General features: G+C 60.7%; 18 protein-coding genes. 15 read left to right on the top strand and 3 right to left on the bottom strand.

The features are described 5' to 3' along the window. Positions 1–41 precede the first annotated feature (41 nt). From F1002_RS17330 to F1002_RS17265, 14 genes are all read left to right on the top strand, one after another. On the top strand, positions 42–3,068 hold the full coding sequence (locus tag F1002_RS17330; RefSeq protein ID WP_150430302.1) for an EAL domain-containing protein: 3,027 nt from the start codon (positions 42–44) through the stop codon (positions 3,066–3,068). 81 nt (positions 3,069–3,149) lie between these two features. Continuing rightward, positions 3,150–3,836: a TetR/AcrR family transcriptional regulator gene (locus tag F1002_RS17325; protein WP_150430301.1), complete on the top strand. Its 687-nt coding sequence runs from the start codon at positions 3,150–3,152 to the stop codon at positions 3,834–3,836. Between the two features lie 38 nt (positions 3,837–3,874). Continuing rightward, a complete protein-coding gene (locus F1002_RS17320) occupies positions 3,875–6,223 on the top strand; it encodes an acyl-CoA dehydrogenase (RefSeq protein ID WP_150430300.1) in 2,349 nt (782 codons plus the stop codon). Position 6,224: 1 nt separating this feature from the next. Next, a complete protein-coding gene (locus tag F1002_RS17315; protein WP_150430299.1) occupies positions 6,225–7,511 on the top strand; it encodes an acetyl-CoA C-acetyltransferase in 1,287 nt (428 codons plus the stop codon). A 1-nt stretch (position 7,512) separates the two neighbouring features. After that, positions 7,513–8,457, top strand: a complete 945-nt coding sequence (locus tag F1002_RS17310; protein WP_150430298.1) for a DegV family protein — start codon at positions 7,513–7,515, stop codon at positions 8,455–8,457. Positions 8,458–8,467: 10 nt separating this feature from the next. Continuing rightward, a complete protein-coding gene (locus F1002_RS17305) occupies positions 8,468–10,384 on the top strand; it encodes a 3-hydroxyacyl-CoA dehydrogenase NAD-binding domain-containing protein (RefSeq protein ID WP_150430297.1) in 1,917 nt (638 codons plus the stop codon). 128 nt (positions 10,385–10,512) lie between these two features. Then, positions 10,513–11,814 carry an OmpP1/FadL family transporter gene (locus tag F1002_RS17300; protein ID WP_150430296.1) on the top strand — a complete coding sequence of 434 codons (1,302 nt, stop codon included), beginning with the start codon at positions 10,513–10,515 and terminating at the stop codon, positions 11,812–11,814. Between the two features lie 156 nt (positions 11,815–11,970). Beyond that, complete coding sequence (locus tag F1002_RS17295; RefSeq protein WP_150430295.1) at positions 11,971–14,370, top strand: 3-hydroxyacyl-CoA dehydrogenase/enoyl-CoA hydratase family protein; 2,400 nt, start codon at positions 11,971–11,973, stop codon at positions 14,368–14,370. 129 nt (positions 14,371–14,499) lie between these two features. Beyond that, a complete protein-coding gene (locus F1002_RS17290; RefSeq protein ID WP_150430294.1) occupies positions 14,500–15,699 on the top strand; it encodes an acetyl-CoA C-acyltransferase in 1,200 nt (399 codons plus the stop codon). Positions 15,700–15,742: 43 nt separating this feature from the next. Beyond that, entirely contained in the window at positions 15,743–16,258 is a 516-nt protein-coding gene (locus tag F1002_RS17285; RefSeq protein ID WP_150430293.1) for a DUF4442 domain-containing protein, read from the top strand. Continuing rightward, positions 16,255–16,830, top strand: a complete 576-nt coding sequence (locus tag F1002_RS17280; RefSeq protein WP_150430292.1) for a chalcone isomerase family protein — start codon at positions 16,255–16,257, stop codon at positions 16,828–16,830. The genes F1002_RS17285 and F1002_RS17280 overlap by 4 nt, the downstream gene beginning before the upstream one ends. A gap of 27 nt (positions 16,831–16,857) precedes the next feature. Next, positions 16,858–18,516 (top strand): long-chain-fatty-acid--CoA ligase, encoded by a 1,659-nt coding sequence (locus tag F1002_RS17275; RefSeq protein ID WP_150430291.1) that lies wholly within the window; start codon positions 16,858–16,860, stop codon positions 18,514–18,516. Beyond that, positions 18,516–19,463: a nitronate monooxygenase family protein gene (locus F1002_RS17270; protein WP_150430290.1), complete on the top strand. Its 948-nt coding sequence runs from the start codon at positions 18,516–18,518 to the stop codon at positions 19,461–19,463. Before F1002_RS17275 ends, F1002_RS17270 begins: the two co-directional genes overlap by 1 nt. Before the next feature lie 25 nt (positions 19,464–19,488). Then, a complete protein-coding gene (locus F1002_RS17265; RefSeq protein WP_150430289.1) occupies positions 19,489–21,285 on the top strand; it encodes an acyl-CoA dehydrogenase C-terminal domain-containing protein in 1,797 nt (598 codons plus the stop codon). Between the two features lie 310 nt (positions 21,286–21,595). Here the strand turns inward: F1002_RS17265 and F1002_RS17260 are convergent, their stop codons facing one another. The 3 genes from F1002_RS17260 to F1002_RS17250 form a co-directional block, all read right to left on the bottom strand. Beyond that, positions 21,596–23,308, bottom strand: coding sequence for an acyl-CoA dehydrogenase family protein (locus F1002_RS17260; RefSeq protein ID WP_150430288.1), 1,713 nt, complete (start codon positions 23,306–23,308; stop codon positions 21,596–21,598). Beyond that, complete coding sequence (locus F1002_RS17255; protein WP_150430287.1) at positions 23,305–23,982, bottom strand: TetR/AcrR family transcriptional regulator; 678 nt, start codon at positions 23,980–23,982, stop codon at positions 23,305–23,307. Before F1002_RS17255 ends, F1002_RS17260 begins: the two co-directional genes overlap by 4 nt. 122 nt (positions 23,983–24,104) lie before the next feature. Then, positions 24,105–24,788, bottom strand: coding sequence for a TetR/AcrR family transcriptional regulator (locus tag F1002_RS17250; protein ID WP_150430286.1), 684 nt, complete (start codon positions 24,786–24,788; stop codon positions 24,105–24,107). Positions 24,789–24,862: 74 nt separating this feature from the next. Here F1002_RS17250 and F1002_RS17245 point away from each other — a divergent pair, with 74 nt between their 5' ends. Then, complete coding sequence (locus tag F1002_RS17245; protein ID WP_150430285.1) at positions 24,863–26,461, top strand: 4-hydroxyphenylacetate 3-hydroxylase family protein; 1,599 nt, start codon at positions 24,863–24,865, stop codon at positions 26,459–26,461. The last annotated feature ends 11 nt before the right edge of the window (positions 26,462–26,472 follow it).

Here is a 26,472-nt window from a genome sequence, read left to right as displayed (position 1 = left end):
AATGGGTCGTACCGACTCTGCAGTTTTGACGAGTGGAAGCAATGCCTGAGCAGAATCCCCGTTCCGGGTACCATTTGTGGTTCGCCCTGATTTCATTGGTAGGGGGCGGCTTCGTTCTGCTGGCATTTGTATTGTGGTCTGTCCATCAGAGCGCCTGGTCCGAGGCAAAGGATGTGGCGATCAGTCAGTCCGCACTGATCGAGGCGCGTCTCGAATCGACGTTGCGTCACATCGAGGCAAGGCTGGACGACCTGGCCGCGAGGATTCCGGAAGAAGCCTACCGCCCTGCTGCAGGGGAGCGTTTCCGGCAGCAATTGGAGACGGACCTGGAGCGAGGTCACCATGTATTTCCCGATGTGGCCGGTTTTCAGGTGATCGATGCGCGCGGCGATGTTCTGTACCGTTCTGGCGGCGGTGAATACGCCAATCTGGCGGATCGTTCCTATTTCACGGTGTTGAAGAGCAATCCGGAGAGCAGTCTGGTTTTTTCCGAAGTCGTTACCTCGCGGATTACCGGGCGCCCAACCATGGTTGCGGCACGCGCCGTACGCAGGCCTGATGGTGGCTTCGTCGGTGTCATCAGCGCTGCAGTCGAACTGGAGCATTTCGAATCCTTGTTCCGGTCGATTCCACTTGGCGAAAATGGGGCGATTTCGGTTCGGCGTAGCGATCAACATGCCTTGGTGGTCAGATATCCGCCCTTGGCAAAGGAGCTAAACCGTTCGCTCGATGCCGGGCACCCGGTCGTCAAGTATTTGCAGAGCGGTGAGCGGCAGGGGGTTCTCGAGTTTGTTTCCCAGGCTGACGGGGTCCGGCGGGTCTACGCCTTCCGTGCGCTGGAACGCTACCCGTTCTACGTTTCGGCCGGTTTGGCCGAAACGGATGTGCTGGCTGCCTGGCGGAAGCGTGCGCTTCTTGTCTTGCTACTGGGCAGCGGCTTGTTCGTCGGCATCATCGCCGTGGTTGTTGCGCTCTACCGCTCGCAGCAGCGTGAGCATGCCGCGGCTCAGGCCCTGCGTCTGAAGGATGAACGGTTAACGACGGCGCAGCGCATTGCCCAGATGGGCAGTTGGGAGGTCGAATTGCCGAGGATGAAGGTTCGATGTTCGGATGAATTGTTCCGTATATTCGAACTGCCCCAGAGCGCGGAATGGTCGAACTATGCGGACTTTCTGGCACAAGTGCATCCGGATGACCGGGAGATGGTCGATAAGATGCTTCAAGATTTGATTGCGTCACGCCAGCCGGCGAGCTTGAAGCATCGCCTGCTGATGCCGGATGGCCGGATCAAGTTCGTGCTGGAATGCTACGAGGTGGAGTACGGCGAGGACGACAGGCCGGTGCGGGTCATCGGCACATCGCAGGATGTGACCAGCCAGCAGGAAATGATCTCGAAAATGTTGCTGCTGGCGAGCGCGGTTCAATACAGCAGCGAGGCGATCCTGATGACCGACGCCGATAACCGGATTGTTGAGGTCAATCCGGCCTTTACGCAGTTGACAGGGTATGAGGCCTCGGAAGTGATCGGGCGGAATCCCAGTTTCCTATCGACGGGACGAACGACACGGGCGGAGTACGCCCAGCTTTGGTCCAGTCTGGCGGAGCACGATTTCTGGCAGGGGGAAATCTGGGACCGCCGCAAGGACGGTGCGGTCTATCCAAAATGGATGTCAATTTCGGTGATCCGCGACGATGACGGCGGGGTGCGTTACTACGTGGCGCATTTCACGGATATCAGTTCCGAGCGCGCCGCCGAAGAGAGATTGCATCACATTGCCCACCATGACGTGCTGACCGGCCTGTTCAACCGATTCAGCCTGAAGGGGCATCTCGACCAGGCGCTGGCCGCCGCGCGTCGTGACGCCTCCAAGGTGGCCCTGCTGTTCATCGATCTTGATCGCTTCAAGGTCATCAACGACACCCTGGGGCACCATATTGGCGACCTGCTGCTGATCGAGGTTGCCCGCCGCCTGGAGTCGTGCGTGCGCGACAGCGACGTGGTCGCCCGTCTTGGCGGTGACGAGTTTGTGATCATGCTGACCGGGATCGCACAAAGTTCGGTGGTGGCAACCGTGGCGGAGAAGCTGGTATTCAATATCGGCTGCTCTTACCACATCGAAGGCTTTGATCTCTATACCTCGCCGAGTATCGGTATCGCCATCTACCCGACCGACGGGCCGGATGGCGAAACACTGATGAAGAATGCCGATGCCGCCATGTATCACGCCAAGATGGCCGGCCGGAACAATTTCCAGTTCTTCGACCAGAAGATGAACGATGCTGCCGTCGATCGCCTGAAGATCGAAAACAGCCTGCGCCAGGCATTGGCCAATCAGGAGTTTCGTCTGCACTACCAGCCCGTTATCGACGTGGTGTCGGGCAGGGTGCGCGGTCTGGAGGCGCTGGTGCGCTGGCAGCATCCCGAGCAAGGCCTGCTCTCGCCCATACGGTTCATCGGTGTGGCCGAGGAAACGGGGCTGATCCAGCCGTTGGGCGAATGGGTGATCTGGGAGTCCTGCCGGCAGCTTGCGGAATTCAAGGCGGCCGGATTGAGCGACTTTCGCATGGCCATCAACATTTCGGCTGTCCAGATGCGCAATGGCAACCTGCCTCTGCTCGTCCGCGGAGTTATCGAGGCTTATGACCTCAATCCCGAAGACCTGATGTTCGAGATAACCGAGTCGGTGGCCATGGAACAGCCGACGGAAACGGTGCGCATACTCGATCTTCTGAACGCCATGGGGATCAGCATTGCGATCGACGACTTCGGTACCGGCTATTCGTCGCTGAGTTATCTTCACATGTTCCCGATCAGCCACCTCAAGCTCGATCGATCCTTTGTCGAGGAGATCGGCAACGGCACCGACGGCTCGGTGATCTGCGATGCCACCATCGGCCTGGCGCACAGTCTGGGACTCAAGGTGGTCGCCGAAGGGGTGGAAACCCAGGCGCAGTTCGATTACCTGCAACAACTCCGGTGCGACATGGTGCAGGGCTACCTGTTTAGCCGTCCGCTGCCGGCGAATGAGGTTGCTGACGCGATTCGTCAGCGGAATGTCCGAGGCTAAAGCAAAGGGCGACAAAAGGCTTGCCAAGCCTTTTTGTTTTCCCTATGATTAAAACGAACGTATGAATTAAAGGAGCCTGACATGGCTGAAATCCGTACCGGCGACACCCGCGAACGCATTCTCGATGCTGGCGAGCGCTTGTTCATGGCCCACGGCTACGAGGGAACCTCGATGCGCCAGATTACCAGCGAGGCCGGTGTCAACCTGGCTGCCGTCAATTATCACTTCGGCTCCAAAGAGGCGTTGATGCAGGAAGCCTTTCGGCGTCGCCTCGACTGGTTGAACGAAGAGCGCATGCGCGTGCTGGATCTGATGGAGGCCGAGGCGGACGGCAAGCCGCTGAAGCCGTCGCAGATCGTCGATGGCTTTTTCGGCACGCTGCTGCGCATGGCGGGCGACGAGAAGCGCGGCGGGGTGACTTTCCTGCGCCTCCTGGGTCGCACCTTGACCGAACCGTCCGAGTTTATCAGGGCCTTTCTTGCCCACGAGTACAAGGAAGTGATGGATCGTTACAAGGAGGCGCTGTTCAGGGCCTTGCCGGATGTTCCCAAGGCGGAAATCGTCTGGCGTTTCCACTTCATGCTGGGGGCGACGTCCTACGCGATTGCGGGTACCGATGCCTTGCGCCTGGTAACCGACTGGCAGATCGAGGACGAGGATTCGACGGATCGCCTCGACCGCCTGGTGCCGCGCCTGATGTCCTTCCTGCTCGGCGGCCTGCGCGCCCCCTTGCCCCAGTTTTCAGATACGACGGCCGCCAGCAATTAAGCGGCCTATACCAATAAAGACATAAAAGGAGACCTGTAATGCAAACCGTGTTGATGATTTTGGCGGGATTGTTGGGGGCGATCGTATTGATCGTTGCCATCCGTCCGATTCGCCGCTCGTTGATTACCAGCCCCATTTTCGCCACGTATCGCAAGGTTCTTCCGCAGATGTCGGATACCGAGCGCGATGCGCTGGAAGCCGGCACGGTCTGGTGGGAAGGCGAGTTGTTCCGCGGCAAGCCCGACTGGCAGAAGCTGCACGCCTACCCGGTGCCCAAGCTGACGCCGGCCGAGCAATCCTTCCTCGATAACGAGTGCGAGGAAGCCTGCCGTCTGGTCGATGACTGGAAGGTTACCCACGAACTCTACGATCTGCCCAACGAGGCGTGGCGCTATATCAAGGACAAGGGCTTCCTCGGCATGATCATCCCGAAGAAGTACGGCGGCCTGGAATTCTCGGCCTACGCCCATTCGCAAGTGGTGACCAAGCTGTCGACGCGCTCTTCAGCGTTGTCGGTATCGGTCATGGTGCCCAACTCGCTCGGCCCGGCCGAGCTGCTGCTGCACTACGGCACCGAGGAGCAGAAAAACCATTACCTGCCGCGCCTGGCCAAGGGCATCGAGGTGCCGGCCTTTGCACTGACCAGCCCGTGGGCTGGTTCCGATGCGGCTTCGATTCCGGATAGCGGCGTCGTCTGCAAGGGCATGTACCAGGGCAAGGAAGTGCTCGGCATGCGCGTCAGCTGGGACAAGCGCTACATCACGCTGGCTCCGGTGTGCACGGTGTTCGGCCTGGCCTTCCACCTGTTCGACCCGGACGGCCTGCTCGGCGACAAGAAGCATATCGGCATCACCTGTGCGCTGGTTCCTTACGACCATCCGGGCGTCGATACCGGTCGTCGCCACTTCCCGTTGAACGCCATGTTCATGAACGGCCCGACGCGCGGCAAGGAAGTCTTCATGCCGCTCGATTTCATCATCGGCGGCCCGAAGATGGCCGGCCAGGGCTGGCGTATGTTGATGGAGTGCCTGGCGGCCGGCCGCTCGATCTCGCTGCCGTCGTCGAACACCGGCATGGCGCAGATGACGGCACGCGCCGTCGGCGGTTATGCCCGCGTCCGCAGCCAATTCAAGATGGCTGTCGGCAAGTTCGAGGGCGTCGAGGAAGCGCTGACCCGCATCGGCGCCTACACCTACATGATGGATGCCGTGCGCAAGATGACGGCCGGTGCCGTCGATCTTGGCGAAAAACCCTCGGTCGTTTCGGCCATCGCCAAGTACCACGTGACCGAGCGCGCCCGCCAGGTGGTCAATGACGGCATGGATGTCATTGGCGGCAAGGGCATCTGCCTCGGCCCGAACAACTTCCTCGGCCGTGCCTACCAGCAAGTGCCGATCGGCATTACCGTCGAAGGCGCCAACATCCTGACCCGCTCGCTGATCATCTTCGGGCAAGGAGCCATCCGCTGCCATCCGTACCTGCTGCCGGAAATGCAGGCGGCACAGAATCCGGATACCAAGAAGGGCCTGGTCGATTTCGACAAGGCGTTGTTCGGCCATATCGGATTCACCATCAAGAACGGTTTCCGCGCGTTGTGGCTGGGCATGACCGGTTCCCACTTCGCCGGTGTCAATACCGATGTGGCGCCGGAAATGCGCCGCTACTACCAGCAGCTGACCCGTTTTTCGGCCGCCTTCGCGTTCATGTCCGATATCTCGCTGCTCGTCCTCGGCGGCAGCGTCAAGCGTCGCGAAAAGCTGTCGGCGCGTCTGGGCGACATCCTGGCGCAGATGTACCTCATCTCCTGCACCCTGAAGCGTTATGAAGCCGAAGGCCGCAAGAAGGAAGACGCCGCGCTCGCCCATTGGGCGATCTGGGATGCGATGTACAAGGCGCAGCAGGCTTTTGACGGCGTGATTGCCAATTTCCCGGTGCGCTTCATCGCCGCCTTCCTGCATCGCTCGATCTTCCCGTGGGGCCATCCGTACGTCGTGCCGTCCGACGACGTCGGCCACGATGTTGCCAAGACCCTGATTGCACCGTCGGCGACCCGCGACCGCCTGACCGCGGAATGCTACTTGCCGTTGATCGAGAAGGAGCCGGTCGGCGCCATCGAACTGGCCCTCAAGGCGACGCTGGAGGCCGAGCCGATCGAGGCGAAAATCCGCGCCGCGGAGAAGGATGGCCGTTTCGACAACAATCCGCAGGCCAATGTCCGCGATATCGCCATCGTTGCCTTCGAGGGCGGCGTGATCAATGCAGCCGAATATGAGGTGATGAAGCGCCGCAACCATCTGCGCGATATCGTTGTCCACGTTGACGACTTCCCTTTCGACTACAACGTTGCCACGGCCAACAAGCCGGTTGATGACCGGATGGCCGCCTGATATGAGCAAGACGATCTACGTGGTGGACGGGGCTCGCACACCCTTCCTCAAGGCGCAGAAAGGGCCGGGGCCGTTCGCGGCTTCCGACCTCGCCACCCAGGCCGGACGGGCGCTGCTGTTGCGCCAGCCGTTCGAGCCGGGCGATCTGGACGAGGTGATCCTCGGTTGTGCCGCACCCTCGCCGGACGAAACCAATATCGGTCGCATGGTTGCCCTGCGCATGGGCTGCGGCAAGAAGGTGCCGGGCTGGACCGTGATGCGCAACTGCGCCTCCGGCATGCAGGCCATCGATTCGGCCATCGCCAATATCCAGTCCGGGCGTTCCGAACTGGTGCTGGCCGGCGGTGTCGATGCGTTGTCGCGCGCGCCGCTGCTTTACTCGGACGCCATGGTGCGCTGGTTCGCCGGCATGATGTCGCTGCGTACGGCAGGCGAGAAGGTCAGGCATTTCCTGAAGTTGCGTCCGGCTGCCTTGCTGACGCCGGTCATCGGCCTGATGAAAGGGCTCACCGACCCGGTGGTCGGCCTGCTGATGGGGCAGACAGCCGAAAACCTGGCCTGGCGTTTCGGCATCAGTCGCCAGCAGATGGATGAATTCGCCGTGCGCAGCCATCTGCGCGCCCTGGCGGGCCGCGAGGCCGGTCACTTTGGCGAGATCGTTCCGGTGGTCGATGCACAGGGGAAGGTCTATGCCGAGGACGACGGGGTGCGCGCCGATGCCAGCATGGCCGGCATGGCCAAGCTGAAGCCTTTCTTCGACAAGAAATACGGCAACATCACCGCCGCCAACAGTTCGCAGATCACCGACGGGGCCGCCTGGGTGCTGCTCGCTTCGGAAGAGGCGGTCAGGAAGTGGAATCTGAAGCCGCTCGGCAGGATCGTGGACAGCCAGTGGTCCGGTCTGGAGCCGGAGCAGATGGGCCTCGGTCCGGTGCATGCATCGACGCCCATCCTGCAGCGCAACGGGTTGTCGCTGGCCGACGTGGATTACTGGGAGCTGAACGAAGCCTTCGCGGCACAGGTTATCGGTTGCCAGGCTGCCTGGAAGGACGATGCCTATTGCCGCGAGCAACTGGGTCTCGAGGGGGCGTTCGGCAGCATCGCCGACGACCGCCTCAACGTTGATGGCGGCGCGGTGTCGATCGGTCATCCGGTTGGTGCCTCGGGCGCGCGCATCGTCCTTCATCTGCTGCAAGTGCTGCGCCGGAACAAGGCGAAGCGGGGCGTCGCGACGATCTGCATCGGAGGCGGCCTGGGCGGCGCGATGCTGGTCGAGAGCCTGAACTGAGATGCGCATCGGTATCGTGGTCGACTCGGCGTGCGATCTGCCGCGCGAGTTCCTTGACCAGCATGGTGTTCTGATCATGCCCATCACCTTGCGCATTGGCGATGCACTGGTCGAGGACCGCCGCCATCCGGACGAAACGCAGGCCTTCTATATCCGGCACCTGGACCGGAAAAACGAGGATTTTGCCGAGTCGATCCCGTATTCGGCATCGCAGATCGAGCGCCTTTTCCTCGAGCGGCTGGTACTCGATTTCGACTACGTGTTTTGCCTGACCATCACCAGCACACGCAGTCCGATATTCGATCACGCCATGCTGGCCTCGCGTGCCATCCTGACCAAGTACAAGGCCATCCGCCGCGAGGCAGGCATGGAGGAACGTTTCGGTCTGGCCGTCTTTTCCACGCGCAACCTGTTTACCGGACAGGCCGTGCCGGTTGCCGAGGCGGTGCGCCTGATCCGTCAGGGTGGCTTGCCCAGCGAGATCGGCGCACGTTTGAAGCAGCTGATCGACGAGACACATACCTATCTGGTGCCGGCAGATCTGTTCCACATCTACAAGCGGGCTTCCAAGAAGGGCGATACCAGCCTGAGCTGGGGCTCCTATACGCTGGGTTCCTGGCTGGACGTCAAGCCCATCCTGCATTGCCATCGCGACGTGACAACCACGGTCGACAAGGTGCGGGGTTTCGAGGCAGGCGTCGAGCAGCTGTTCGAGCGGGCGGTCAAGCGCATCCACGACGGGCTCGATGCGCCGAACGTCTGCCTCAGCTACGGCGGTTCGCCATCGGCCGTCAGCCGGTTTCCGGGCTATGCGCGTTTCGCCAAGACAGCCGAGGACAACGGCGTGCAAATACTGGTGTCGCCGATGAGCAAGACGGCGGCCGTCAATGTCGGGCCGGGTGCCCTGTCGCTGGCTTTTGCCGCGAAGGGCCATCGTGCCCACTGAGGACTATGCAATGAATGTGAATCTTCAACACTGGAAGCTGGTTGTCGATGCCGAGGGCATCGCGACGGCCACCTTCGACAAGACAGGCGAGACTGCCAATTCGCTGTCGGCCGATGTGCTGCGCGAGTTTTCTTCCCTACTCGACCAACTCGACCTCTATCCGCCCAAGGGGCTGATCATCCGCTCCGGCAAGGACGCGGGCTTTATCGCCGGGGCCGATATCGGCGAATTCTCGCAACTCGATACGCCGGAAAAGGGCAGGGAGCTAGTCGAGCGCGGCTGGACCCTGTTCAATCGTCTGGAGGCCATCAAATACCCGACCTTGGCGCTGGTGCGCGGTCATTGTCTGGGCGGTGGCCTGGAACTGGCACTGGCTTGCCGCTATCTGCTGGCCGTGGACGAGTCGGGAACCAAGATGGGCTTGCCGGAAGTCATGCTCGGCATCTTCCCCGGCTGGGGAGGCATGCTGCGGCTACCCAAGCGGGTTGGCCCGGCCGCCGCGCTGGACATGATGCTCACCGGCAAGACGATCGATGCCAGGCGGGCCAAGAAAATGGGCCTGGCCGACGACTGCGTGCCGCCCCGCGTCATGGAGCCGGCGGCCCGCCAGCTGCTGCTTTCGGGGCAGCCGCGCCGGCCGTTGCCGTTGATGCAGCGCCTGATGAACGGGCCGCTGAAGAGCATCGTGGCCAACGCTGCGCGCAAGCAGGTGGCGAAGAAGGCGCGCCCGCAGCACTATCCGGCACCCTACGCCATCATTGACCTGTGGCAGAAGCACGACGGCAATGCGCTGGCCGCGCCGGAGGTGGTCGACCGCATCATCTCGTCGCCGACGGCCCGCAACCTGGTTCGCGTTTTCCATTTGCAGGAACGCATGAAAAACTTTGGCAAGGATGCCGGCTTCAAGGCCAGGCGCGTTCATGTCATCGGCGCCGGCGTTATGGGGGGCGATATCGCGGCCTGGTGCGCCCTGCGCGGCATGACGGTGACCCTGCAGGATCAGACGCTGGAGCGCATCTCGCCGGCCATGAAGCGTGCCCACGCCCTGTTCAGCAAGAAGCTCCGCGAACCGCTCAAGGTGCGTGCGGCCTACGACCGCCTCATTCCCGATCCGCAAGGCGATGGGGTGCCGCATGCCGATGTGATCATCGAGGCCATTTTCGAGAATGTCGAGGCCAAGCATGCCCTGTTCCGTTCGCTGGAGCCGCGCATGAAGCCGCAGGCCGTTCTGGCCACCAACACGTCCAGTCTCCGTCTGGAAGACCTGCGTGCCGTGCTGGCAAGGCCGGAGCGGCTGGTCGGCATCCATTTCTTCAATCCGGTTGCGATGATGCCGCTGGTCGAAGTGGTCGAGGCCGAAGGGGCCGACCCGGCCGCTGTGCAGGCGGCCTGCGCCTTCGTCAAGCAGATCGACAAGTTGCCGTTGCCGGTGAAGAGCGCGCCGGGCTTTCTGGTCAACGCGGTACTCGCTCCCTACATGCTGGCCGCCATGCGCGCGGTGGACGAGGGCGTTTCTCCCGAAACGGTTGATGAGGCCATGCTCGCCTTCGGTATGCCGATGGGGCCCATCGAACTGGTCGATACCGTCGGCCTGGACATCGCGATGGCGGCCGGCAAACAACTGGCCGGCGGTGCCGATGCGCCGAAATGTCTGCTCGACAAGGTCGAACAGAACATGCTCGGCAAAAAATCGGGACGAGGTTTCTATGACTGGACTTCCGGCAAGGCTGCCAAGGGCAGTGCCGGGTCTGTGCCTGCCGGACTGGCGGAGAGGTTGGTCAAGCCGTTGATCGACCGCGTCGAACAGCTGGTTGCCGACGGGGTCGTCGGGGATGGTGAACTGGCCGATGGTGGCGTCATTTTTGGTACCGGCTTTGCTCCCTTTACCGGCGGTCCGCTGAACTATCGCGCGAGATTGCACGGGTGATGTTGCTGAATTGCAACAGGTCGTAAGTTTTTTTTTGATCAAACAGAATTTCAAACGTTTGTTTGAGTTTTAATTGTTGCACCAAACCGGGGCCAGTTCCCACCACAATCACAACAGGAGACATATCGATGCACAAGAGAATCACCATGCGCCTGATCCCGGCACTGATTGCCGTTTCGTTTTCGGGGGGCGCCTTCGCGGCTGCCTTCCAGCTGACCGGCCAGAGTGCCTCAGGGGTCGGTATGGCCAATGCCGGTGCTGCCGCCGCCGCAGAAGATGCCAGCACGCTGTATTACAACCCGGCCGGGATGACCTATCTGTCCCAGGGGCATAACATCAGCTTCGCCACGACGCTGCTGAGTCGCAGCACGCGCTTTACCGACGAGGGAACGGGTGGCTATCTCAACAACCCGGGTAACCCGCCGTTCTATGCAACCGGATTGGGGAAGGAAGTCGGTGGAGATGGTGGAAATGGTGGTGGATTGCACGCAGTCCCCGCCTTCTATTATTCCTATGCCTTGGCACCGCAGTGGCGTCTGGGTCTCGCTGTCAATCCGACTTTTGCAGATGAGACCGAGTACGACAAGGATTTTGCCGGTCGTTATTCGGGTTTAAGAACCAAAATCCGGATCGTCAACGTAAACCCCTCGATTGCTTACAAGGTGAATGACGCGCTGTCGGTGGCGTTCGGTATCAATTACGCCAAGGCTGACGTTGAATTCAATCAGGCGGTGCCGAGGGCTGGTCAGTCGGATGGCTCCGGTGCCTTGAAGGGAGATGCAACCGGCTGGGGATTTAACCTGGGCGCGATGTACCAGATCACGAACGATACGCGCGTGGGTCTGAGCTATCGCTCCACGATCAAGTTCAATCTTGAAGGCGATAAAAACCAGACGGGGCAAGCGACCCGCGACATCTATGCCGACTTGACGACGCCGGATACCGCTTCCTTGGCGGTTCGTCACCAGTTCAACGACAAGTGGGCAATCCTTGCCGACTACACCTGGACGGGTTGGAGCAAGCTTCAGAAACTCGAGCCGGTCTATTCAGACGGCAGCCGTGCCGTGGCGCCATTGCGCTACAACTTCAAGGACACTTATCGGATTGGTCTGGGTAGCACTTACCAATTGAACAACCAGTGGATGTTGCGTATGGGCGTCGCCTTCGACAACGGGGCGGTTCCCGACAATGAATCTCGTACGATGACCGTGCCCGACCAAGATCGTACTTGGCTGTCGCTGGGGGCCAAATGGAAGATCACGCCGCAAGCATCGCTCGACATTGGTTATGCTCACATTTTTGTGAAGGATGCATATACGGCGCGGAAGGTTTATAGCTCTGCGGCAGAAACGACGGTTGTGCAGACCGTTCGTGGCAAGTTCGAAACCTCTGTCGATTATTTGTCGCTTCAACTGAACTATTCCTTCTGATTCAGAAAGAACCTTGCGTACTTTATTCCCCGGCTGGCCCGGGGATTTTTTTTAATCCATCGCGCAAAAAAAAGTTGACCCGAGGGTCGGCTTGTCTATAATTCAAACGTTCGTTTTATTTAACGAGATGTTAGAACGAGACCAAAGGAGAACCGCTTGAACAAGCTGATTGTGAAGAAAGCCGCTGTGCTCGGCGCCGGCGTGATGGGGGCGCAGATTGCGGCGCATCTCGCCAACGCCAACGTGCCGGTCGTGCTGTTTGACCTGCCGGCCAAGGAGGGAGACAAGAACGGTGTCGTCAAGAAGGCCCTCGACGGCCTCAAGAAGCTGGACCCGGCTCCGCTCTCCAGCAAGAGCAAGCTGAAGTTCATCGATGCCGCCAACTACGAGGAGCATCTGGCACAGCTGGCCGATTGCGACCTGATCGTCGAGGCGATTGCCGAGCGCATGGACTGGAAGAACGATCTGTACGCCAAGATCGCCCCGCACATCGCGCCGAATGCCGTCGTCGCATCCAATACCTCCGGCTTGTCGATGAACCTGCTGGCGCAGGGCCTGCCGGCGGATATCCGTCCGCGCTTCTGCGGCATCCACTTCTTCAACCCGCCGCGTTACATGCATCTGGTCGAGATCATTGCCACCGAGCAGACCAATCCGGCGACGCTGGATGCGCTGGAAACCTGGCTGACCTCCCGTCTGGGCAAGGGCGTGATCCGTGCGCTCGATACCCCGAACTTCGTTGCCAACCGCATCGGTGTTTTCTCGATTCTCGCCGTCATGCACCACACCCAGGCTTTCGGCCTCGGCTTCGACGAGGTCGATGCGCTGACCGGCCCGAAGATCGGCCGTCCGAAGAGCGCCACCTACCGTACGGCCGACGTGGTCGGTCTGGATACCCTGGCGCACGTCGTCAAGACCATGCAGGACACCCTGCCGAACGATCCGTGGCATGCCCACTTCAACGTGCCGGCCTGGCTCAGGCTGCTGATCGAAAAGGGTGCGCTGGGCCAGAAGACCCGTTGCGGCATCTTCCGCAAGCAGGGCAAGGAAATCCAGGTGCTTGACCTGGCCGCCCAGGACTACCGCAAGTCGGCCGGCGAAATCGCCGAGGAGGTTGGCGCCATCCTGAAGATCAAGAACCCGGCCGAGAAATTCGCCGCGCTGCGTACCTCGCAGCATCCGCAGGCGCAGTTCCTGTGGGCCATCTTCCGCGACATCTTCCATTACGCCGCCGTGCAGCTGGAAAACGTTGCCGACAATGCGCGTGACCTCGATCTGGCCATGCGCTGGGGCTTCGGTTGGGCGCAAGGTCCGTTTGAGACCTGGCAGGCCGCCGGCTGGGCCGAGACGGCCCAGGCCGTGGCTGCCGATGTCGCAGCCGGCAAGGCGATGAGCAGCGTACCGCTGCCGGCCTGGGCGCTGGAGGCCGGTCGTACCGGCGTGCATGGGCCGGAAGGTTCCTACTCCGCTCGCAAGAACGCCTATGTGGCCCGCTCCGCGTTGCCGGTCTATCAGCGTCAGCTCTTCCCGGAGCGCGTGCTGGGCGAAAATGCCGCTACGCCGGAAAAATCCGGCGAGACCCTGTACGAGAACGACGGTGTCCGCCTGTGGCGCCTGCCGGCGCTCGACGCCGGCATCGGCATCGTTTCCATCAAGTCCAAGATGCACACCATTGGCAACGAGGTGCTGGATGGCGTGATCGCTGCCGTGCGCCAGGCTGAAACGACCTTGGATGGCGTGGTGATCTGGCACGAGGCGCCGTTTGCCGTGGGCGCCAACCTGCAACAGGTCTCGGAAGCGATTGCCGCCGGTGAATTCGGCCTGCTGGAGCAGACCGTCGAGAAATTCCAGCGCGCCTCGCAAACCCTGAAGTACGCGCAGGTGCCGGTGGTGGCTGCGGTGCAGGGCATGGCCCTGGGTGGTGGTTGTGAGTTCGTGATGCATGTCGGCAAGCGCGTCATGGCGCTGGAAAGTTATGTCGGCCTGGTTGAGGCTGGCGTCGGCCTGATCCCGGCCGGCGGCGGCTGCAAGGAATTCGCGGTGCGCGCCGCCGATTGGGCTGCCCAGTCGGCCACGCCGGGCGAGGTCTTCAACTTCCTGCAGCCGGTGTTCCAGACCATTGCCATGGCCAAGGTGGCCAAGAGTGCGCAGGAAGTCGTCGATTTCGGCTTCGCCAAGCCCTCCGACACCATCCTGTTCAACGCCAACGAATTGCTTTACGTGGCGATCAGGGAAGCCCGTGCCATGGCCGAGGCAGGCTATGCCCCGCCGCAGATGGCGCGCGGTATTCCGGTCGCTGGCAAGAACGGCATCGCCACCTTCGAGATGATGCTGGTCAATATGAAGGAGGGCGGCATGATCTCGGCCCACGACTACAAGGTAGCCAAGTCCGCTGCCATTGCCCTGTGCGGTGGCGAGGTGGAAACCGGCAGCCTGGTCGATGAGGAATGGCTGATCACCGTTGAACGCCAGCTGTTCGTCGAACTGCTGAAAGACCCCATGACCCAGGCCCGGATCAAGTACATGCTTGAAACCGGCAAGCCGCTGCGTAACTAATTCCATGTCCTCGCCGCGCCATAACTTTGTCGCCGCCGCTTGCCGTACTAATCGTACTGTCTGCGCGCCGGCTTCGCGTTCTGGCGCAACGCCGACATGGAATTCAGCTCCCTCAGGAGACATAGAGAAATGAGCAAACAGATTCAAGAAGCCTACATCGTCGCCGCGACCCGCCTGCCGGTCGCCAAGCGCAACGGCATGTTCAGGAATGTCCGTCCGGACGACATGCTGGCCGCCGTCATCAAGTCCGTCGTCGCCAAGGTGCCGGATGTCGATCCGGCGCTGATCGGCGACGTCATCGTCGGCTGTGCCATGCCGGAAGCCGAGCAGGGCATGAACGTCGCCCGCATCGGTGCGTTGCTGGCCGGCCTGCCGATCACCGTGCCGGGTATCACCATCAACCGCTTCTGTTCCTCCGGGGTACAGGCGGTCTCCGATGCCGCCAACCTGATCCGCCTCGGTCAGGCCGACGTGATGATTGCCGCCGGTACTGAATCGATGTCGGTCATGCCGCAGATCATGGGCAACAAGATGTCGATGAACCCGGCCATCTTCGCCAGGGAGGAAAACCTCGGCATCGCCTACGGCATGGGCCTGACCGCCGAAAAGGTCGCCCAGCAGTGGAAGATCGGCCGCGAGGCGCAGGATGCCTTTGCCCTGGCTTCCAACCAGAAGGCCTGTGCCGCAATCGCGGCAGGCCATTTCAGTGCCGAGACGACGCCCTATGTCATCCGCGAGAGCCTGCCCGACCTGAAGAGCGGCCAGATCAAGTTGCGCGAACGCACCGTCGAGTTCGACGAAGGCCCGCGTGCCGACGCATCGCTGGAAAAGCTGGGCAAGCTCAAGCCGGTGTTCCACGCACGCGGTTCGGTCACGGCTGGCAACTCGTCGCAGATGTCCGATGGCGCCGGTGCGGTCATGCTGGTATCCGAGAAGATCCTGCGTGAGCATAATCTGACGCCGCTCGCCCGCTTTGCCGGCTACGCCGTCGGGGGTGTGGCACCCGAGATTATGGGTATCGGTCCGATTGCCGCGATCCCCAAGGTGCTCGCCCAGGTCGGCATCAAGCAGGACGATCTCGACTGGATCGAGCTGAACGAAGCCTTTGCGGCCCAGTCGCTTGCCGTCATGCAGGAGCTTGGCCTGAACCCGGAGAAGGTCAATCCGCTGGGCGGCGCCATCGCCCTCGGCCATCCGCTCGGCGCGACCGGCGCCATCCGGATCGCGACCCTGGTTCATGGGCTGCAGCGTACCGGCGGCAAGTACGGCATGGTGTCGATGTGTATCGGCACCGGGATGGGCGCCGCCGGCATCATCGAGCGCCTGTAAGCATGTCGGATGCACGCTCGACGATCAGGGCCGGAGTCGCGGCATGAAGCCGTCCTGGATCGTCAAGTTGCCCCCGGTATGGCGGGCGCGGGTCATGCGGATGGGGTTCAACCTCCATCCGGCTTTCCGCAGCACGGGAGGGCGCGTCGTGCATGTCGCGCCCGACCTCTGCCATATGCGTGTCCGCCTGCCACTGAGCTGGAAGACGAAGAACATCGTCGGCTCGCTCTACGGCGGATCGCTGTTCGCGATCACCGACGGGGCGCATCCGGCGATGCTGATGGCTGCGCTGGGCGAGGACTACATCATCTGGGACAAGGCAGCGAACATCCGTTACCGCAAGCCGGGGTACTCCACGTTGTACGCTGATTTCCGGGTGACGCCGGCGGAGCTGGCTGCGATACGCGAGGCGCTTGCCGAGCAGCACGAAGTCGATTGGACCTTCGAGATCGACATCAAGGATGACGAAGGTGTGGTGCATACGGTCGTCGAGCGGACCGTCTATATCGCCGATAAACATTACTACCGCCAAAAGAGCGGTGGAGGAGACAAACAATGATTACATCGACATGCGTGAGAAAGGCGGCACTGATCGCCGCCCTGATGACCGTTCCCGGGCTGCATGCAGCCGAGGTGGCGGGCGTCAAGGTGGAGGACAGGCTGAAAGTCGGCAGCAGCGAACTGGTGCTCAACGGCGCCGGTCTGCGCAGCAAAATGTTCATCAAGGTCTATGTCGGGGCACTGTATGTGGGGCAGAAGGCCACTACGCCGGCTGCGATCTACGACAGTACCGGGCCGCGCCGCATGGTGTTGCGCCTGTTGCGCGACCTCGATGCCGATTCGTTGCATTCGGCGCTCGACGAGGGCTTGAAGAACAATCACTCCCCTGCGGAAATGGCAGACATGAAGGGGCAGGCCGAACAATTGGCCGGCATCATGAAATCCATCGGCAAGGTCCGCGAAGGCGATACCATCGCTATCGACTTCACGGCAGACGGCGTTGCCGTGAGTCAGAATGGCGAGCAGCGCGGCAAGGTGCCCGGCGCCGGGTTTGCCAGGGCACTGCTCAAGGTCTGGCTGGGCGATAAACCGGCCGACGCTTCGCTGAAAAAGTCGCTGCTGGGCAGCTAACGCTGACGTACGAAGGAGGAGACAAAAATGGAAAAAATCTGGCTACAAAGCTACCCGAACGGTGTTCCGGCTGAAATCGACATCGACCATATCCCTTCGCTGGTCGCCTTGTTCGAGAAAGCATGCTCGACCTATGCGGACAAGGTTGCCTATATCAGCATGGGAAAGGAGATGACCTATCGCCAGCTGGACGAGGAAAGCAAGGCATTTGCCGGCTGGCTGCAGGCCAAGGGTTTCAAGAAGGGCGACCGTGTGGCGCTGATGATGCCCAATCTGCTGCAATACCCGGTGGCCCTGTTCGGCACCCTGCGCGCCGGGTGCGTGGTGGTGAACTGCAACCCGTTGTACACGCCGCGCGAACTGGAGCACCAGCTCAAGGACTCCGGTGCCATCGCCATCGTCATCGTTGAGAATTTTGCCCACACGCTGGAGCAGATCATCGCCCATACGGCGGTCAAGCACGTGATCGTCACGCCCATGGGTGAAATGCTCGGGCTCAAGGGCGTGGTCGTCAATTTTGTTGTCCGTCATGTCAAGAAGCTGGTGCCGGCCTGGAAGATTCCCGCGGCAAGCGGCTTCAACAGCGCCCTGGCCATTGGCCGCCGCCACGGCTGGAAACCGGTTGCTCTGACTCAGGACGACATCGCCTTCCTGCAATATACCGGCGGTACCACCGGTGTCTCCAAGGGTGCGATGCTGACCCATGCCAACATCGCTGCCAACGTTACCCAGGCCTACAGCTGGATCAAGCCGGTGGTGCGCGAAGGCGAGGAGTTCATCGTCACGGCCCTGCCGCTCTATCACATCTTCGCGCTGACAGCGAACTGCCTCACCTTCCTGATGATCGGCGCCCGCAACCTGCTGATCGCCAATCCGCGCGACATTCCCGGATTCGTCAAGGAGTGGGGGAAATACCCGGTCACGGTGGTGACCGGCGTCAATACGCTGTTCAACGCCCTGCTCAACAATGCCGAATTCGCCCGGCTCGATTTTTCCACCATGCGCGTCACACTCGGGGGGGGCATGGCGGTCCAGGGGCCGGTGGCGGAGAAGTGGTTGAAGGTAACCGGCACGCCCTTGCTGCAAGCCTATGGCCTGACCGAAACCTCGCCGGCAGCTACCATCAATCCGCTCGACATGACCGAATTCAACGGTGCCATTGGCTTGCCGATTTCCTCCACCGAGATTTCGATCCGTGACGATGGCGGCAACGAGGTGCCGCCCGGACAGGTCGGCGAGATCTGCATTCGTGGCCCGCAGGTCATGAAGGGTTACTGGCAGCGTCCGGATGAAACCGAGCTGGTTTTCTACCCGGATCGTTTCCTGCGTACCGGTGACATGGGCTATGTCGACAAGAAGGGCTTCGTATTCCTGGTGGACCGCAAGAAGGACATGATCCTGGTGTCCGGCTTCAACGTCTATCCAAATGAGGTTGAGGAGGCTGTCGCCATGCACCCCGGGGTCATGGATGTGGCCGCCATCGGCATCTCCGACGAGCATTCCGGCGAGGCCGTGAAAATCTTCGTCGTCCGCAAGGATCCGCGAGTGACCGAGAAGGAACTGATCGATCATTGCCGCAAGCTGCTCACCGGCTACAAGGTGCCGAAACACGTCGAATTCCGCGACGACCTGCCGCGTACCAACGTCGGCAAGATCCTGCGTCGCGCATTGAAAGAGGGGGCGTAATGCCGATTCCAGCTTCACTGAACAAGAACCTGTCGCTGCCGGCCATCTGTGCGCCGATGTTCATCATTTCCAATCCCGATCTGGTCATCGCCCAATGCAAGGCCGGCCTGATCGGCTCCTTCCCGGCACTCAACGCCCGGCCGAAGGAACTGCTCGACGACTGGCTGATCCGTATCAAGACTGAACTGGCCGCTGATCCGAACGCGGCGCCGTTCGCCGTCAATCAGATCATCCACCCCTCCAACGAGCGCCTGGAGCATGACATGGCGCTGTGCGTGAAGCACCAGGTGCCCCTGATCATCACCAGCCTGTCGGCGCCGACGCAGATCGTGCCGCACGTGCATGCCTACGGCGGCAAGGTCTTCCACGACGTGATCAGCGTCCGCCATGCCGAGAAGGCGCTCGAAGCAGGTGTGGACGGGCTGATCCTGGTCTGTGCCGGGGCGGGCGGTCACGCCGGCACACTCAGCCCCTTCGCGCTGGTCGGCGAGATCCGCAAGTTCTACGATGGACCGATCGCCCTCTCGGGGTCGATCACCAACGGCCAGGCCATTCTCGCTGCGCAGGCCATGGGTGCTGACTTCGCCTACATCGGTACGCGCTTCATCGCGACGAGCGAGGCCAACGCGGTCGAAGCCTACAAGCAAGCCATTCTCGATTCGGCTGCCAAGGATGTCGTCTACACCCCGTATTTCACCGGGGTGCACGGCAACTACCTGATGAAGAGCATCGTCGCCGCCGGTCTCGATCCGGCCAACCTGCCGGAGAAGGACAAGACCTCGATGAGCTTCGGCGGCAGCCGTGATGCCAAGGCGTGGAAGGACATCTGGGGCGCCGGTCAGGGTGTCGGCACCATCGATGAGGTGCTGCCGACGGCCGAACTCGTCGCCCGCCTGAAACAGGAATATCGCAGCGCCAAGGCGGCGCTGTGCAGCAACCCGTTCTGAACAATAAACCAAGGAGACTGCAGCAATGAGTGATTACCGCGCCCCGGTGAAAGACATGCGCTTCGTGATGGACGAACTGGCCGGTTTCAAGGAGTTGAGCCAGATCGCCGGTTTCGAGGAGGCGACCCCCGATCTCGCCGATGCCGTGCTGGATGAGGCAGCAAAATTTGCGGGTGAAGTGCTGGCACCGCTCAACCGCATTGGCGACAAGGAAGGCTGCAAGCTGACCCCGAACGGCGTCACCACGCCGCCGGGCTGGAAGGAAGCCTACAAGGCATTTTGCGAAGTCGGCTGGAACGGCATCAGTTCGCCGGCCGAATTCGGCGGCCAGGGCTTGCCTGATTCGCTGGGCGTTGCCGTCAAGGAAATGGTCTGCTCGGCCAGCCTGTCGTTCTCGCTCGGCCCCTTGCTGACGACCGGGGCCGTCGAAGCCTTGCTGACCTGCGCCAGCGACGAGCTCAAGGCCATGTATCTGGAAAAGATGGTGACCGGCGAATGGACCGGCACGATGAACCTGACCGAGCCGCAGGCCGGTTCCGACCTGGCGCTGATCCGTTCGCGTGCCGAGCCGCAGTCTGATGGCAGCTACCGGGTTTTCGGCCAGAAAATCTTCATCACCTACGGCGACCACGACATGACCGACAACATCGTGCATCTCGTGCTCGCCCGCCTGCCGGATGCACCGGCCGGCGTGAAGGGCATCTCGATGTTCCTGGTGCCGAAATTCCTGGTCAATGCCGACGGTTCGCTCGGTGCCCGGAACGATGCCCATTGCGTTTCCATCGAGCACAAGCTCGGCATCCACGCCAGCCCGACCTGCGTCATGGCCTATGGCGACAACGGTGGCGCCGTCGGCTACCTGCTCGGCGAGCCGAACCGTGGCCTCGAATACATGTTCATCATGATGAACGAAGCCCGTCTTGGCGTCGGCCTGCAAGGCATTGCCCTCGGCGAACGCGCCTACCAGCAGGCACTCGGCTACGCCCGCGAACGCAAGCAAGGGCGCGATGCGCTGACCGGCGAAGCACTGGTGAGCATCGACAAGCACCCGGATATTCGCCGCATGTTGATGTTGATGAAGTGCCGCGTTGAAGCCTGTCGCGCCATGGCCTACTACACCTCCGGCCTGCTCGACCGGGCGCATGCCGCCGGCCATACCGAAGAAGGCAAGCGCCACTTGTGGCTCGCCGAATTCATGATTCCCATCGTCAAGGGCGGCGGTACCGAGATGGGCATCGACGTCACCTCGCTCGGCGTACAGATACACGGCGGCATGGGCTTCATTGAAGAAACCGGCGCCGCCCAGCATTGGCGCGATTCGCGCATCACAACCATCTATGAAGGCACCACCGGTATCCAGGCCAACGACCTGCTGTTCCGCAAGCTGATGCGCGACCAGGGCGCCACCGCCAGGGTCGTCTTTGGCGAGGTCCATGCCACTGCCAAGGCACTCGCTGCCTCCGGCAAGCCGGAACTGCAGGCCATGGGCCAGCGTCTCGGGGTTGCCCTCAAGGCCTGGACGCAGGCGACCGAATGGCTGGCTGCCAATGCCAAGGGCGGATTGGGTGGCGTGCTGACCGCTGCCGTGCCTTACCTGCATCTGGCGGTGACCGTATGCGGCGGCTGGTTCATGGGCAAGGCCGCCCTGGTTGCGGCTGGCTATCTCGACACAGGCGAGGGCGACCAGGCCTTCTACCGGTCCAAGGTGGCCACGGCACACTTCTACGCCGACCAGATGCTGCCGCAGGCAGGCGCTTTTGCCGAAACTGCCATGGCGGGCGATGCCGCGATTGGCAACATGACCGGCGACGAATTGTTCTGATGTGCTGAATCTTCTCTGCGGGTTAGTTTAGCGAAACATCTCTGGCAACAGGATCAACGCGTCAACCCTTTGGGGCCTTCGGGCCCCTTTTTTTATTTGCAGCAATCAGGTGGCTGCGTGGTTTTGCGAAGTCGTTAGACGCTTTGCAAGCGGGTGCCTTGTATTGAAAGGCTGAAATCGACCCAATGCAGTCCTTCGGGAGCGATTCTCTCGTCGGTCTGCATTCGAAGGACTGCGGTCGAAGCGAGTTGCTGACCAGGAAATGCCCCAAGAGCGTCAGAGCAACTTGGGGCTACATTGCAGACCTATCTCAACGCATTACGCGGGCTCGCTCGACAATGATGTCAGCCTGAGCCTGCGTCACACCGGGGCCAAGAGACCCGAACATCACGCCCCAGTTGTTCGTGCTCCCGCCCAATCGGGTTTTCATGAAAACGTCGATAACCTCTGACGTAGAGTGACGAAGCAACTCGGCCCCCTGTAGAGCTCGCGCGATAGCCTCAGAGGCAGGGCGAGCCAGGAATTCATCCTGAAGCATTTCGTCCAGCAGCGGCCCCATTGCGTTGACGTAGCTGTCGAAGCGAGCATCCTGACCGCGAACATCGGCAAGCTCCGCAAAAAGCGCGTCTCGGCAGGCGGCATCCTTCTGCATCGCCCGGCGAACGTCCATGCACATCATGTTGGCGGTGCCTTCCCAGACGCTGTTGAGCGGGGCTTCTCGATACAGACGCGCCATCGCCCCATCCTCGACAAAACCATTGCCACCGTGGCATTGCAGCGCCTCGTTGGCCACTGCCACCACTCGGGAACAGTTGAAGTATTTCGCCATCGGGGTTGTGACGCGTGCAAATGCTTTCTGCTGCGGCTCAGAGTCAATGTAGTCGGTCGCCTTCGCAACTCGCATGGCCATGAGCGTTGCAGCCTCCACTTCGACGGCCATATCTGCCAACACATTGGCCATCATCGGCCGTTTGGCGAGACTGGAGCCGAAGCCACCCCGCGTAGTGGTGTGATTGAGGGCTAGCGTCAGAACCTGGCGCATCAGACCAGCCGAACCGACGGCAAAGTCCAGCCGCGTCAGATGAGAGTGCGACAGGATTTCACGCAGCCCGCGACCTTCCTCGCCGACACGAATCGCCAGCGTGCCACTGTATTCAACCTCACTGCCTGCATTGGAACGGTTCCCTGCCTTGTCCTTGAGGCGCTGGATGAAGAACCTGTTGTAGCTGCCGTCGGGCAACGTACGTGGCAGGAAGAAGCAGGTAACGCCGCCGTTGACCTTCGCCAAGGTGAAGAAGCCATCCGACTGTGGCACCGAGCAGAACCACTTGTGACCGGTCAGCTCGTACCAGTGAGCGGTGGCACCGTGGTAATCAGCGGTATGAGAGAAGACGGCAGTGGTCTGCGTCTCACGCAGGTCCGAACCACCTTGCTTCTCGGTCATGGCGTAGCCTATAACCACGGAGGGTTTATCGGCTACTTCCCGGCGGCTATTCTCGTACACCGTACCTAGCGACTTCTCCGCCCAAATCTTAAGTGCCGGTTCGTGGCTGAACCCAGCATAGGAGGCATATGCCATCCCGGTCGGACAACCCGTACCCTGCTCAACCTGATTCCAAAGGTACGAGAGCATTGCTCGCGCATAGTGAGGGTGCTTTTCCTTAGCGGTCCAAGACAATGTCGGCACCTCGCACTTCCAGGCGAGCGACATGAGTTGGTGCCAGGACGGATGGAAATCGACCCAGTCGATGCGGTTTCCAAACCGGTCATGGGTTTTCAGTTCGGGAATGTTGCGATTGGCCTGGCGAGCCAGTTCCTGAATCGCCTCGTTACCGGCAAGCTGGCCAATGGCTGAGCACTTGCCTGCCGCCCAGGGAGCCTCACGTTCGATGGCTGCCTTGAGGACGACATCATCGTCGAAGGCATTGAACCCGGTGGGCATCGACGCCTGGTTCTTTACGATGTGGGTCGAGAATCTGTCGGCGGCGGCCTTGATGGGCTCTGTTGGAATCGGGGCGTTCATTGCTGTCTCCTTTGGTTTGATTTGAACGACGTGACGTTGTTGTACTGGGCCACAGCGGCACAGCACACATCGGCAATCTGTCCGGCCAGGGCATGCACAGCTTCTGCGTCTTGCTTACCCGAGCCATCGAAATCTGCATTGAATGGGGAAAGCGGTCCAATCAGGCTTTCCATGAAGCCACCGACAACGACAGTAGCGGCGATATTGGGGTCGAGGTCGGTACGGAAATCACCGTGTTCCTGACCTTCTTTCACGATGCGCATGATTTGCTTGCTGATAGCGTGGCGATAAACCAGACGCGCCTCGTCGATTTCCTTCTCGCAAGGCTCGGCAATCAATGCGTACGCCAGACGACGATTGCGCATCGCCCGCTCGACAAAAGCCGACACCGCCGCATGAAGTGTTTGAAAGGGCAAGTCGTCGTTGTCGGCAATAGCCTCCAGCACATCGACTTCGCGCTGAGAAACGACCGACAGCACTTCGACGAACAAATCTGCTTTCGAAGGGAAGTAGCGATAAACGGAGCCTGTCGCTACGCCAGCGGCCGAGGCTACATGGCTGACCTGTGCTTCCGCCCAGCCACCCTCGGACACCAAGGCTCGCGCGGCATCAAGAATGCGTTGACGGTTATCTGCAAGACGGGCTTCGACACGTTCAGTTTTACGGTAGGCCATAATAAAATGAATTTGAATTCAGTGAGTGAACCATAATTCATTTCATTGGCGTGCGCAACACGACAATATTGGCCGCACTTTTTAGCTTGAATGAAAAAAGCCGCCTTTCGGCGGCCTGGCAATCACGCGTTAGAGCGCGGCAATCGCTGTATCAACGACGCCATGTAGCGTTCGAAAAGCGTGTCAGGATTTTGCTTGAAGAGGCGGATTCGCCCCGTATTGCTCAACACCAGGAGGCCCACGATATGGGCGAAAACGGCACTAGTCTCAAGAACGGCCTCCTCAAAACTCAGGCCCAAGGCTTCCAACTGCACCTGGACAGGCTTCAGAGCCGCCATCAGCTGGTCGTTCAATTCCTGGTTGAGCTCGGGGGTCAGCCCACGAGGCTTCATGCCATCGAACAGGTAGAAGCCCAGGTCCAGCTCCTTGGGATTGTCGCGGTAGAAGACGTAGAAGGCTTCAGCCTTGGCGTGGAGCAATGTGACCGCCGATGACGGCTTGCCACTAGCCTTGGCAGTCTCGACCACCTGATTGAGGCGGAGCAAGGACTCGCCAAGCAGAGCGCCATAAATCTCTTCCAGGTTGGTGAAGTAGCTGTAGATGGCGCCGGGCGTATAACCCGCCCGCTTGGCGATTTCTCGCAGGCTCGCACCATCCAGGCCAAGCTCAAAAAAAGCTGAACGTGCCGCATCAAGAATCAGGGTTCGTCGCGCCTGATTCAGCGTGCTTTCCCTAACCACGCGGGATTCGGCGGTGCCCCCACTTTTGCTGGCGGTTTTTTTTCGAACGGCAGTTGACTTTTCCATAACTCAGATTCTACACTGTTCTTACGCATTGAACACTGTTCAATTTTATAAACAGCGTTACGAGAGGAAAGAACATGACTGCTACCGACACCAGCGGCTTGATGGATGGCAAAGAGTTTCGTGAATCCCTGAAGAAGTACAAACCCACCGTCTATGTGGATGGTCAATTGATTGACTCGGTCGTTGATGCGCCGTCGCTTCAGCCCGGTATCAATGCGATGGCCGTCACCTACGACTTCGCACATGACCCGGCCATGGCTCCCCTGATGCTTGCCAAGCAGACTGTCTCCGGCAAAACGGTTAACCGAATGCTGCACATCGACGAGTCGGCGGGCGACCTGCTCAACAAGCTCGAAGCTGTCCGGGTGCTTTGCCAGGAAACCGGGTGTGCCCAGCGCTACCTAGCCCACGATGCCCTCGGCGGCATCCTGCAAGCAGTCACGAAAATTGATGATGCCAAGGGCTCGAGCGAGTACACCTCGAAGTTCTCTGCCTACCTCCAGCACGTCCAAGACGAAGACCTGACCATCGGTATTGCGATGACCGATGCCAAGGGTGACCGCAGCAAGCGTCCGAATCAGCAACTGAATCAGGACGTGTACGTACATATCGTCGAACGTAGTGCGAAAGGTATCGTCATCACCGGCACCAAGGCGATTGTGACGGGCGCGCCGTATGTGCATGAGTTCCTGGTTATGCCGTCGCGCAACATGCGTGAGGACGATGCAGACTTTGCCGTTTGCTGTGCTGTACCGGTTGATGCCCCGGGAGTCACGATTGTCGCCCGTCCCGCTGGCCGCCCTGGTGAGAAGCCGGAACATGGTTCGCCAATTTTCTCTCGTAAGTACGGCCAATCGACGGGTGTGGTCATCTTCGACAAGGTCTTCGTGCCTTGGGACCGCGTGTTCCTGTCAGGGGAATGGGAATTTTCCGGGGACATTACCTATAACTACGCAACGCATCACCGTCACAGTTGTATCGGTGCCCGTGCAGGCTTCGGCGACCTGCTCATCGGTGCCGGGGTGCTGATGTGCGAAGCCAATGGCCTCGACCCCAACAAGAAGGCGAACCTGCGCGACCCGATGGTCGAGCTCATCAAAATTACCGAAGGGTTCTACGCCTGCGGTGTGGCGGCCAGCGTCTACGCGGTTCAAGACCCGTATTCAAAGACCTTTATGCCGGAACCGGTGTATTCGAATATTGGCAAGCTGCTGCTCTCGACCCAGATTTACGATATGCACCGCCTTGCTCACGAGGTCTCCGGCGGCCTTATCGTTGCCTTGCCTGGGCCCGATGAAGACCATAACCCGGCAACGGCGGCGACCTTGGCTGAAGTGCTGCGTGCCAACCCCGATGTGCCGTACGACAAGCGTATCGAGGTCTCTCGCTTCATCGAGGATTTGACGGCTTCCTACCAGGGCGGCTGGTACTCGCTCATCAGCTTGCACGGAGGTGGTTCGCCGACGGCGCTGAGACAGGAAATCTGGCGCAACTACCCGGTGGGCAGCAAGGTCGAACTGGTTGAACGCCTGATGGAGCGTGGCGTCTTGGCTGAAGACAACAGGGCAATCACCAAGAACAAACAGCCAGGTCGTTGCTGTGATGCGGGATGCAGTCAGCCTGGCCAGCAATTCATGGTGCCGCTGCCGGAAATCAAAAAGACGAGCGCTTGATAGCTAATGCC

Source organism: Dechloromonas sp. CZR5 (genome assembly GCF_008711155.1).
Taxonomy (GTDB): domain Bacteria; phylum Pseudomonadota; class Gammaproteobacteria; order Burkholderiales; family Rhodocyclaceae; genus Azonexus.
Note: the sequence above shows the minus strand (reverse complement) of the source record. Positions and strands in the feature narration are given on the sequence as shown.